The sequence below is a fragment of the Flavonifractor sp. An112 genome (assembly GCF_002161085.1).
Classification (GTDB): Bacteria; Bacillota; Clostridia; order Oscillospirales; family Oscillospiraceae; genus Flavonifractor; species Flavonifractor avicola.
Genome location: NZ_NFLU01000004.1, coordinates 33,529 through 45,123 on the forward strand (window position 1 = coordinate 33,529; position 11,595 = coordinate 45,123).

General features: G+C 60.9%; 11 protein-coding genes and 1 riboswitch. Of the genes, 10 read left to right on the plus strand and 1 reads right to left on the minus strand.

The genetic code is table 11. From position 1 onward, the window contains the following. Position 1: 1 nt before the first annotated feature. The 10 genes from B5E56_RS14995 (at position 2) to B5E56_RS04710 (ending at position 10,098) form a co-directional block, all read left to right on the plus strand. The gene (locus tag B5E56_RS14995) at positions 2 to 1,639 is read left to right on the plus strand and encodes a sensor histidine kinase (protein ID WP_158098666.1); all 1,638 of its coding nucleotides are present in this window, start codon (positions 2 to 4) and stop codon (positions 1,637 to 1,639) included. A gap of 48 nt (positions 1,640 to 1,687) precedes the next feature. Then, a complete protein-coding gene (locus tag B5E56_RS04675; protein WP_087388847.1) occupies positions 1,688 to 2,515 on the plus strand; it encodes a DUF975 family protein in 828 nt (275 codons plus the stop codon). Between the two features lie 52 nt (positions 2,516 to 2,567). Next, positions 2,568 to 2,762: riboswitch (cobalamin riboswitch) on the plus strand. 153 nt (positions 2,763 to 2,915) lie between these two features. Continuing rightward, positions 2,916 to 3,569 carry a hypothetical protein gene (locus tag B5E56_RS04680; RefSeq protein WP_087187425.1) on the plus strand — a complete coding sequence of 218 codons (654 nt, stop codon included), beginning with the start codon at positions 2,916 to 2,918 and terminating at the stop codon, positions 3,567 to 3,569. Positions 3,570 to 3,779: 210 nt separating this feature from the next. Beyond that, positions 3,780 to 6,440 (plus strand): DNA polymerase I, encoded by a 2,661-nt coding sequence (gene polA / locus B5E56_RS04685; RefSeq protein WP_087388848.1) that lies wholly within the window; start codon positions 3,780 to 3,782, stop codon positions 6,438 to 6,440. Positions 6,441 to 6,452: 12 nt separating this feature from the next. Beyond that, positions 6,453 to 6,824 (plus strand): GNAT family N-acetyltransferase, encoded by a 372-nt coding sequence (locus B5E56_RS14860; protein ID WP_242958771.1) that lies wholly within the window; start codon positions 6,453 to 6,455, stop codon positions 6,822 to 6,824. A gap of 33 nt (positions 6,825 to 6,857) precedes the next feature. Then, complete coding sequence (locus B5E56_RS14865; RefSeq protein ID WP_242958772.1) at positions 6,858 to 7,040, plus strand: hypothetical protein; 183 nt, start codon at positions 6,858 to 6,860, stop codon at positions 7,038 to 7,040. Between the two features lie 14 nt (positions 7,041 to 7,054). Continuing rightward, the gene (gene rimI, locus B5E56_RS04695; RefSeq protein WP_087388849.1) at positions 7,055 to 7,507 is read left to right on the plus strand and encodes a ribosomal protein S18-alanine N-acetyltransferase; all 453 of its coding nucleotides are present in this window, start codon (positions 7,055 to 7,057) and stop codon (positions 7,505 to 7,507) included. Further along, a complete protein-coding gene (locus B5E56_RS04700; RefSeq protein WP_087388850.1) occupies positions 7,500 to 8,093 on the plus strand; it encodes a GNAT family N-acetyltransferase in 594 nt (197 codons plus the stop codon). Before rimI ends, B5E56_RS04700 begins: the two co-directional genes overlap by 8 nt. 3 nt (positions 8,094 to 8,096) lie before the next feature. Further along, a complete protein-coding gene (tsaD, locus tag B5E56_RS04705) occupies positions 8,097 to 9,107 on the plus strand; it encodes a tRNA (adenosine(37)-N6)-threonylcarbamoyltransferase complex transferase subunit TsaD (protein WP_087388851.1) in 1,011 nt (336 codons plus the stop codon). A gap of 241 nt (positions 9,108 to 9,348) precedes the next feature. After that, on the plus strand, positions 9,349 to 10,098 hold the full coding sequence (locus B5E56_RS04710) for a PAQR family membrane homeostasis protein TrhA (protein WP_087187416.1): 750 nt from the start codon (positions 9,349 to 9,351) through the stop codon (positions 10,096 to 10,098). A gap of 39 nt (positions 10,099 to 10,137) precedes the next feature. On the opposite strand, the gene B5E56_RS04715 is transcribed toward B5E56_RS04710, so the two are convergent. After that, positions 10,138 to 11,595 carry a glutamate synthase subunit beta gene (locus B5E56_RS04715; RefSeq protein WP_087388852.1) on the minus strand — a complete coding sequence of 486 codons (1,458 nt, stop codon included), beginning with the start codon at positions 11,593 to 11,595 and terminating at the stop codon, positions 10,138 to 10,140.

Here is an 11,595-nt window from a genome sequence, read left to right on the forward strand (position 1 = left end):
TATGAAGGACAAACGGCTGTTTTTCAGATGCTTTGCCAAGTCGCTGCTGGTCTCTCTGCTCCTCTGGGGGGTGGCCATAGGCGCTATGCTCTGGGTCAATCACCAGTGGAGTTGGGAGGACATTATCAGTCAGCAGTATGAGCTTCCCAATGCCATTACCCAGGGGACCACCAGCTTTTCTATCCCCACTCCGCCTGAGGAGGGGGAGATTCCAGATTGGGAGAAGGACGAATTATCCGTCATGCTGACCATGAACAGCTGCGACACCCTGAAGAAGTACGGCGGGCAGTACTTTGTACGGGTGTACGACCAGGAGGGGGAGCGGCTGGGACAGAGCCAGATGCTGGCAGGCCGCAGCGCGGTGTACCAGCCGGACGGGACGACGGAGCTGCGGTATCTCCTCTTTGACCCGGCCCTGACCGAGGAGGGGCAGATGGCAGCCGCCCGCATTCTGAACGGCTACTCTGACCACAGCTTCTGGACCGGTATCGGCCCGGACAAAATCGAACTGACCGGCTGGGAGGAGGGGGAGGTGATCTATGTCCGGACCCTCACTCTGCACTTTGGGGAAGAGCAGGTGGTACTGGCCGATTCCGACGCCCAACTCTTTCCCGACCGGGAGGCGGAGCACTTTCAGGCCATATGGCTGGAATGTTACTGTGCTCTGACGGGCCGGGGCGGGCCGGCGAGACGGCTGGAGCAGTATCGGGACATGGTGGCGCAGGTAGACGCTGTTGAAGCGGACAATCCCCGGTGGATGTACGCGTACTCCACCGGAACTTACACGATTTACAAGGGAAATGGAAACGCCGATCTGAGGGAGTACGGCGTGCATCCGGTGGCCTCCAACTATTGCCTGCCGGGGGATTACCTGCTGGCCGGCCTAGAGCCGGCGGCTCTGCTCACCCTGGCGGCGGCGGTGGCACTGGCCCTGTTCACCGCCTGGCTGGAGAGTCGGGCCATCCGGCGGGAACGGGCCTTCGTCCGGGGGGCGGCCCATGAACTCAAGACTCCTCTGGCGGTGCTGCGCACCCATGCCGAGGCCCTGCGGGAGGACATCGACCCCGCCAAGCGGGGCCAGTACCTGGACACCGTAGTGGCTGAGAGCGACCGGATGGCGGCCCTGGTGGGGAGCCTGATGGACCTGGCCCGGCTGGAGAGCGGCGGCAAGGTGGAGCGGGAGCCCCTGGATCTGGCCGCGCTGGTGGAGAATGGTGCTGCACGGCTGTCTCTGCTGGCGGAGGAAAAGAACATTGAACTGCGTATTCAACTGGCTCCGGCATCCATGCTGGGGGACCGGCTGCGGTTGGAAGAAGTGGTGGATGATCTGGCGGACAATGCCCTGCGCCACTGCACCCCCGGCGGCGCGGTGACCATTGCCCTGGCCCAAAAGGGACGGCGGATCACGCTGACCGTGGACAATGACGGCCCCGTCATCCCGCAAAAACATCTGGACCGCCTGTTCGAGCCCTTCTACCGGGGGGATGAGGGCCGCAGCCGGGCGGACGGAGGTACCGGTTTGGGCCTGGCCATTGTCCGGGCGGCGGTGGAGGCCCATGGAGGCCGCTGCTGGGCGGTCAACCGGACGGGGGGCGTGACCTTTACGGTGGTGCTGCCCGGGTTGCAATCGGAAACATGATGTGGTATCATTTCCTCAACAAGGTAGAAACGATTGTGAGGGAGTACCATGGGATATAACCGTCCTGAGTCCAAGTGGCTGGCACGGGATGCCATGCGGGGGGCCTATCCCCACCCCATGCTGGTGACGCTGGTGTATGTGCTGCTGACCGGTGTACTGAGCAGTGTGGTGCTGAATTTTGTATCTGAGCCTTTTCAGGCTGCCTATTTTTATCTGACAGAGACCAGCTATGAAGTGGAAGAGATCCTGACCGCCATCTTTACCCCCCAGCGCATTGCGGTGATTCTGGTCATGGAGCTGCTGCTGGCGCTCTATAGCTGGGTGATGGATTACGGATATACCTCCTATAGCCTGCGATTGACCCGGCGGGAAGGTCCCAGCTACCGAAATCTGCTGGATGGCTTTTATACGATAGGACGGGCACTGGCTGTGAATTTCCTGTCGGCCCTGTTTGTGTTCCTGTGGGGGCTCATCGGTATGGCGGTCTATGTGGGCTTTGTGTTCCTGGCCTATCTAATGCACAGCGTCACCCTGATCCTTGTCGGCGCTTTGATCATGCTGGTTTGGATGATTGCCATATCCTATCGTTACCGGCTGGCGGTCTACTTTCTGCTGGACCACCCGGAGATGGGCGCCCTGGAGGCCATTGGCCACAGCCGCAACGCCATGCGGGGCAATATCATGGCACTGTTCGTACAGGACCTGTCCTTCCTGGGATGGCTGATTTTGTCTCCCTTCACCCTGGGTATTCTGAGCCTGTGGATTGGCCCCTATATGGGGGCGGCCAATGCCAATTTTTATAACTGGGTGGTGTATGGAGCCTTTCCTCAGCGGCCTCAGCCCGGCGGGTGGAACGGACCTTACGGCGGGATGTAACCAAAGTAGGCATTGTATTTTCGGACGAAGATGATATAATAGAAACAACAACTGAATCCAATCAGCGGTTGGTAGCTGTCCGTCCTCAGGGGCGGGGCTTTCAATGGGAATGCGGTGCAAGTCCGCAGCAGCCCTCTCTACTGTAAGGATGACGAGCGCTCATAAGGTCACTGTCCGGGTACGGATGGGAAGACGGGCGTAAGGTTGAATCCAAGCCAGGAGACCAGCCAGCCGCGACGGTAACGCGCATATTCGGCGGGGAAATGGCGCGTGACAGCACAGGCATTTGAGCTGATGAAAAAAGAGTTTCCCGTCCGGGAAACTCTTTTCTTTTGCTATGGCCTGGGCCATGGATGTCCCCGCCGGAATCCATTTGCGGCGGCAGGGAGGTAGTAAAGCTATGGAACGGACCGGAAAGAACAGATTGTCTCAGCGGGAATTGAATGAATATCGCCAGTGGCTGGCGGAACTGGAGGAGGAGATGACCGATACGCCCGGATTATCTCAGCAGCTGGATGGAGATCTTACCCTCTATTTTTCCCCGGAATGTCCCATTGGCAGACAGGTGTATACCAGCTTTTCCGACGAAGAACTATTGGAGTCACTGGTGGAGACCATGGAGGGGCGCAATGGTTCGCCCCGTCCGGAGCGGCTGCTGTGCGTCTACCGCTGGTATCTGGAAAAGCGCTTTGGTTCCCTCCATCATGCCTGTTGGCGGGCCCGGGGCAGGAGCCGCCAGCAGGCGGCAGAGCGGATGTGGCCGGCGGACTGGCCCGAGCGGGTGGACACCCTGCCCTTCCTGAAGCGGTGCGCGTCCCGGGGCGTATGCCTGGATGAGGATGCCCGACAAACACTGGGGGAGTACTGCGCGGCGGTCCGACGGACAGGTCAGCCTCCCTGCCGGGAGGAGCTGCCCGGGGAGCTGGATGTATTGTTCAGACAAGTGGGCTGCACCTGGCAGACCGGACTGGAACTGCTGGGCATTCCTGCGCTGAGCAAGTCTGTGCGCCGGCATATGCGGCGTTATTGGGCGCGGAATGTTAGCCATGCCTGAAGCCGGAGGGGAAGGACCTTCCTGATACCGCCGTCTCAGAAGGATCTATATCCTGCTGGCTTCTGCCGAGGGGTATTTGGCCTCGGCACGCATAGCGGTCACCATTGTGAGGTGACCCGGCGGGCGTTTCTCTTGTATGGGACGGAGAAAGCTGGTATACTATAACCTGAGATTTTATGTCCGGTGTGCCGGACAGCAGGAGGTCCTTTCATGAAGCTCATGGTCATTGACGGCAATTCCATCATCAACCGAGCCTTTTACGGAATCCGGTTGCTTACCACTAAGGACGGCACCCCCACCAACGCTGTCTATGGCTTCGTGAATATCCTGCTCAAGCTGATCGACGAGGAGCGGCCCGACGCCCTGTGTGTCACCTTTGACCGGAAGGCCCCCACCTTCCGCCACCTGGCCTATGAGGGCTACAAGGCCCAGCGGAAGGGAATGCCGGAAGAACTGGCGGCTCAGCTGCCCATCCTGAAGCAGGTACTGGAGGCCATGAACATCCCTCGCTATGAGATGGACGGCTGGGAGGCCGACGACCTCATCGGTACCATCTCGGTGAAAGACACCGCTGCCGGGTGGGATACCGTCATTGTTACCGGCGACAAGGACTCCCTCCAGCTGGTCACCGATACCACCAGGGTGAAGCTGGTGTCCACCCGCATGGGCCAGACCACCACCAAGGAGATGACCCCCGAGGCCTTTCGGGAGGCCTATGGCTTTGATCCCATCCACATGGTGGACCTGAAGGCCCTGATGGGGGATACCAGCGATAACATCCCCGGCGTCAAGGGGATCGGTGAAAAAACCGCCATGGACCTGATCCAGCGCTACCACAGCGTGGAGGCCATTTATCAGAATCTGGACAGCGTAGAGGCCAAGCCCGCCGTGCTCAAGAAGCTGACGGAAGGGGCAGACCAGGCTAAAATGTCCTATGATCTGGCCCTTATCCACTGTGACGCACCCATCGACTTCACCCCTGAGGCCAACCTGCGGAAGGAACCTAATGCCGCCGTCCTGTACGAGCTTTTCCTCAAGCTGGAGTTCAATAAGCTTATCGACAAGCTGGGCCTCAGCGCCCCCCAGGGGGAGGTACAGCAGGAGGAACAGTTTGCTGGCACCTGTACCAGTGAAGATGTCACCGATTTGAACCGGGCAGAGGAGTTGCTGTCCATCTGGCGGCAGAAGGACAGCGTGGATGTGCTGGCCCTGCCCTCTCTGGATGTGGTTGTGGTGGAGCACTGGGAGAGTGAGCGGGATAGTCACGCCGCCATCCTCAGGGCCGATCAGATGGAGGGGTACAACAGCGTTTTGAAGGCCCTCTTTGCTCCTGACATCAAAAAGAATACCCACGACGTGAAAACCCTGCTGTCCCGGCTGCTGGATGAGGGCATCGAGGGAGGCGGCTTTGTCTTTGATACGGCTCTGGCGGCCTATCTGCTGGCCCCAACCGACGGCAGCTATGAGCTGGAGACTTTGGGTATGCGGTGGTTCAACCATGAGTATGCCAAGGCTAAGGATACCTACCTGGCAAAGGATGCCTTTACCCCTCTGGCCGATCAGACGGCGGCCCTGGCCGCCCTGCTGTCCCACTGCGCCCTTATCGGGGCGTTGAAGGAGGCTATGGCCCCCCGGCTCACGGAACTAGGTATGGACAAGCTCTATTATGAGGTGGAGCTCCCCCTGTGTCCGGTGCTGGCCGGGATGGAGCACGCCGGAGTGCTGGTGGACCGGGGGGCCCTCACCGCCTTTGGCGAGATGCTGGACGAGCGCATCAAGGCCGACGAGACCCTGATCTATGAGCTGGCGGGGGAGAAGTTCAACATCAACTCCACCCAGCAGTTCGGAAAGATTCTGTTTGAAAAGCTGGGCCTGCCCCCGGTGAAGAAGACCAAGACGGGCTACTCCACCAACGCCGAGGTGCTGGAGAAGCTGCGGGACAAGCACCCCATTGTGGAGGCGGTGCTGGACTACCGGCAGCTGGCCAAGCTGAAGTCCACCTATGTGGACGGCCTCACCAAGGTGATCGCCGCCGACGGGCGCATCCACACCTCCTTCCAGAATACCGTTACTGCCACCGGGCGGCTCAGCTCCACCGAGCCCAATTTGCAGAATATCCCCGTGCGTACCGAGCTGGGGGCCGAGCTGCGGAAGATGTTCGTGGCCCCGGCGGGCAAGATGCTGGTGGATGCCGACTATTCCCAGATCGAGCTGCGGCTGCTGGCCCACATCGCAGGAGACGAGCATATGATATCCGCCTTCCGCTCCGGGGAGGACATCCACACCGTCACCGCCTCCCAGGTGTTCGGGGTGGCGCCGGAAGAGGTGACCCACGAGATGCGCCGCCGGGCCAAGGCGGTGAACTTCGGCATCGTCTACGGCATCTCCGACTTCTCCCTGTCCCAGGATATCGGGGTCACCCGTGCCGAGGCCAAGGAGTATATGGAGAAATACTTTGAGAAGTACTCCGGCGTTCACGCCTATATGACCCAGGTGGTGGAGAAGGCCAAGAGCGACGGCTATGTGTCCACCCTCATGGGCCGCCGCCGCTGGCTGCCCGAGCTGAAATCCTCCAACTTCAATATGCGCTCCTTTGGGGAGCGGGTGGCGCTGAATATGCCCATTCAGGGCACCGCCGCCGACATCATCAAGCTGGCCATGATCCGGGTGGCGGACAAGCTGCGTACCGAGGGCCTGGAGGCCCGGCTTATCCTCCAGGTCCACGACGAACTGATCGTGGAGTGCCCGGAAGGGGAGACCGACCGGGTCAAGACCCTGCTGGAGACCGAGATGGAGCAGGTGGTGCAGCTGGCCCTGCCCCTCATCGCCGAGGCCCACGCCGGCCGCAGCTGGGCCCAGGCCAAGGGCTGAAAGGAGCCGTTTATGGAATTGCGTCCTGTGACCGGCGGCGCACTGCGGGACTGGTATGACCGGGAACTGACCCAGGCCTTTCCGCCCAATGAGCGTAAGCCTCTGCCCAATATTCTGGCCCTGATAGACCAGGGGCGGTATGAGGTGTGGGGCCTCTTTGAGGGGGAGGCCCTGCTGGGTTACGCCACCCTCTGGATGGAACCCGCCGATAAAAGCTGCATTTTGTTGGACTATCTGGGGGTCACCGCCGCCCGGCGGAATGGAGGCCTGGGCAGTCAGATTGTCCGGATGCTGGCGGAGCAGCTGGCGGGAAAGTCTCTGCTGCTCATTGAGGCGGAGCGGCCAGTGGAAGGGGACGATCTGGCGGAGAATGCGCTACGGTAGCGGCGGCTTCGGTTTTATGAGCGGTGCGGTTTTGTGCCTGCCTACGATATGGCCACCTGTGGGATGAGGTTTACCACCTTTCTGCCGGAACTGCCCGCGGATCTGGCCCCGGTGATGGCCCTGCACAGGGCTATTTACGGCCCTGACCGCACCGATGTGAAGGTGCCTCTGGGGCCGGATGAGTTGCCGCCCGGCCCACCGGGATGGATGAAATAAGGAGAGAACAGGACATGAATTATAAGCTGGTCCCTATGGACAAGTCCCACCTGAGCCAGGTGGCGGCCATCGAGCGGGAGTGCTTTTCCCACCCCTGGTCGGAGGTCCTGCTGGAGCAGGAACTGTATAACGATATGATCTCCCTGGTGGTGGCCGAGGGGGAGGACGGTACCGTGCTGGGCTACGGCGAGGTGCGGGCCATTCTGGACGAAGGTACTCTGGAGAAAATCGCAGTGGCTCCGGCCTACCGCCGTCAGGGGGTGGCAGAGGCCATTCTGGGTGCTTACATCCGGTTTGGGCAGGCCCACCTGGCCTTCCTCACTCTGGAGGTGCGGGAGAGCAATGCTCCCGCCATTGCCCTGTATGAAAAGCTGGGCTTTCAGACGGTGGGCCGCCGGAAGAATTACTACCGGGAGGAGCATGAGGATGCCCTGCTGATGACGGTGGAGTTTGGAGACCATGCCTGAGCTGCGGCTGCTCACCGACAGCCAGCTGCGGCAGGTTTACCGGATCCATGTGAAGCGGGATTTTCCCCGCAGCGAGCGGCGGCCTTTTACCTCCATCCGTAGCCTGCGCCGGGCTGGACGCTATGATACCTGGGGTGTCTTTGAGGGGGATGCGCTGCTGGCCTATGCCTTTTTATGGCGGACGGCGGAGGGTAACTGTGCCCTGCTGGATTATCTGGCTGTGTGTCCTGAGGGACGGGGCCAGGGATTGGGCACCCAGGCACTGGAACTGCTGAAAGCCCGGTATGGACCGGCGTGTACCCTGCTGGCAGAGGCGGAGGCGCCGGAGCCGGGAATTTCTCCAGAGAAGGACCGGGTGCGCCGCCGCCGATTGGCCTTTTACCAGCGGGCGGGGTTCCGGCTGATGACTTATCAGGCGGATATTTTCCACGTGCGCTATGCCATGTTGGTGTGGTCGGAGTCCTGTGTACTGGACGAAGAGACCCTTCAGAATACCCACCGGGGGCTGTATCAGAGTCAGATGCCCCCTGTTCTGTTTCGCCGGATGATCCATATTCCGGCGGCTCACTGCGGAAAGAAGGAATGAACCATGAATATTCTTGCCATTGAATCCTCCTGCGACGAGACTGCCGTGGCGGTGGTGCGGGACGGCCGCACCGTCCTGTCTGACGCCATCGCCTCCCAGGCGGATATGCACGCCATTTACGGCGGCGTGGTGCCTGAGATTGCCTCCCGCAAGCACATCGAGGCCATCGCCGGGCTGGCCGATCAGGCCCTCCTGCAGGCGGGGATCACCCGGAGCGACATCGACGCTGTGGCGGTGACCTACGCCCCCGGCCTCATCGGCGCCCTGCTGGTGGGCGTGAACTTTGCTAAGTCGGTGGCCTACGGCCTCAATGTGCCCATCATCCCGGTCCATCATGTCCGGGGCCATATCGCCGCCAACTACATCGCCCACCCCGACCTGGAGCCCCCCTTTGTGTGTCTCTGTGTCTCCGGCGGCAACACCATGATCGTGGACGTAAAGGGCTACACTGATATGGAGATCCTGGGTGCTACCCGGGACGACGCGGCGGGGGAGTGCTTTGACAAGGTGGCCCGGGTGCTGGGCATCGGGTATCCCGGCGGGGCCCCTATGGACAAGCTGGCCCAGGGCGGCGATGATACCCGCTACGAGCTGCCCCGGGCCCATGTGGCGGACGCCCCTCTGGATATGTCCTTTTCTGGGCTTAAGACAGCGGTGCTCAATCTGGCCCACAACACCGCGCAGAAGGGGGAGGAGCTGGACATGAAGGGCCTGGCGGCCTCCTTTGCCGCCGCCGTTAGCGATACCCTGGTACCCCGTACCATGGAGGCGGCCAAGCGCTGCGGCTATGGCAAAATTGCTGTGGCGGGCGGCGTGGCGGCCAATTCCCGTATCCGGGCCGATCTGGAGACAGCCTGCCGTCAGTCCGGCGATCAGCTGTTCCTGCCTCCTCTGTCTCTGTGCGGGGACAACGGGGCCATGATCGGCTGTCAGGGCTACTATGAATATCTGGCGGGAAAGCGGGGCGGCATGGACCTGAACGCCTACGCCACCCGGGACATTAAAAAAGGTTAATTGGATTTGAATCAAAAGCGGCGGTTTTTTTGTAAAAACCGCCGCTTTTTGCTGTCTTTTCTGAAAAGAGGATAGGATGGGGGAGAAAAGGGTATGCTACAGACATCATGTACAGAAACTGTAATATAATTTTAAAAATTATATTACCTTTTTGTGTTGACAATATTATAAGATTGGAACTATACTATAAGAGAAGAAAAGATATCTCCTATCAGCTTTGACAGAATGGCAGGTGTATGGTATGAATCAGGAGAATATTTTAAGAGGCAACCCTTCCGCCCTCTATTATCATCCCAAGGCCCGTCCGGCTCGGAAGGCGAAACAAGAGCGGGACCCCTATGACGGCCTGCGGCCCTGGTCGGCCATTACCCACGGCATAGGTGCAGCACTGGCTGCCGTGGGCACGGTGCTGTTGGTGGCCCGCTGCCTGCTGGAAGAGCTGAGCGTGTGGCATCTGGTCTCCTTCCTGATCTATGGGATCAGCATGGTGGGCCTGTATACCGCCAGCACCCTGTACCACTGCATCAATACCAGCGTGGCCGGGCGTATCGCCCTGCGGAAGTATGACCACGCCTCCATCTATTTTCTCATCGCCGGCAGCTACACCCCTGTGTGTCTGGTAGCCCTGCGGGAAATGGGCGGTTGGGGCTGGAGCCTCTTCGGTGTGATCTGGGGGCTGGCTCTGGCGGGACTGGTGCTCACCCTGGTATGGCTCTCCGCCCCCCGCTGGCTCACCTCCGGCATCTATATCGCCATGGGCTGGCTGGCCATCATTGCTTTGGTGCCCCTGATGCAGGTGCTGCCTGGGGCGGGAATGTTCTGGGTGCTGGGTGGCGGCGTGCTCTATACCATCGGCGGTGTACTCTACGCCGTCAAGTGGCCTGGCCGCAATAACCCCAAGTTCGGCTGCCATGAGATCTTCCATGTGTTTATCCTGGCGGGCTCCCTGTTCCACTTCATGCTGATGTATCAGGTAATCGCCGCGCTGTAAATCAAGTAAAAGCCCCCCGGCTTGGCCGGGGGGCTTTCTTTATAGATTGGTGTATCCCATCAAATACTGATCTACGTCCCGGGCGGCCTCCCGGCCCTCCCGGATGGCCCACACTACCAGGGACTGGCCCCGGCGCATATCGCCAGCGGCAAAGACGCCGGGTACGGTGGTGGCGTAACCGCCTTCCGCCATTTTGACACAGGAGCGGGGGGTACGTTCCAGCCCGAACACCTGGGGTACATAGTCCTGGGGTCCCAGGAACCCGGCGGCAATGAGGAGCAGGTCGCAGTCCAGTACCGCCTCGGTGCCAGGGATGGGCTGGTGGTCGGGACCCAGCTTGACGGTTTTCACTGCCTTCAGCTTGCCGTGCTCGTCACCCATCAATTCGGCCACAGTGGTCTCATAGACCCGGGGATCGTGGCCAAAGAGGGCGATGGCCTCCTCCTGGCCGTAATCGGTCTTGCACACCCTTGGCCACTCCGGCCAGGGGTTATTTTCTGCCCGCTGATCGGGGGCTTTGGGCATCATCTCCAGCTGGGTCACGCTGGCGCAGCCGTGGCGGATGCAGGTGCCAACGCAGTCGTTGCCGGTGTCGCCGCCGCCTACGATGACAACGTGCTTGTCCTTGGCGGAGGGGTAGGTGCCCTCGGCCAGGTTGTGGGTCAGCAGGGAACGGGTGGTTTCCTTCAAGAAGTCCACCGCGAACCACACACCGTCCAGCTCCCGCCCGGGGACAGCCAGATCCCGGGGCTGGGCAGCACCGCAGCACAGCACAACTGCGTCAAAGTCCCGCCGCAGCTGCTCCGGGCTGAGGTCCTTGCCCACATCCACGCCGGTACGGAACGTGATTCCCTCAGCGGCCATCTTGTCCAGCCGCCGCTGGACCACCGGCTTTTCCAGCTTCATGTTGGGAATGCCATACATCAAGAGGCCTCCGGGCCGGTCCTCACGCTCAAAGACGGTAACGCTGTGGCCCCGGTGGTTCAGCTGATCGGCACAGGCCAGACCGGCAGGGCCGGAACCAACCACCGCCACCTTTTTACCGGTGCGGGCCTTGGGAGGACGGGGGGACATGAGGCCCCGGTCCCAGGCGTCCTCGATGATACCCAGCTCATTATCCTTTACGGTAACCGGGTCTCCATGGAGACCGCAGGTACAGGCCGCCTCGCACAGGGCGGGGCACACCCGGCCGGTAAACTCAGGGAAGTTATTGGTCTTTAAAAGCCGCTCCAGTGCGTGGGTGAAGTTGCCGGTGTACACCAGGTCGTTCCACTCGGGGATCAGGTTGTGGAGGGGACAGCCGGACACCATGCCGTTCAGCACCGCCCCCGACTGACAGAAGGGTACGCCGCACTCCATGCACCGGGCGCCCTGCCGCCGCCGGTCGTCCCGGCCCAGCCGGGGGTGAAACTCGTTGTAGTGCTTGATGCGCTCCAGAGGGGTCTCAGAGGGATTCCCCCTGCGCTGATATTCCATAAATCCTGTGGGTTTTCCCAT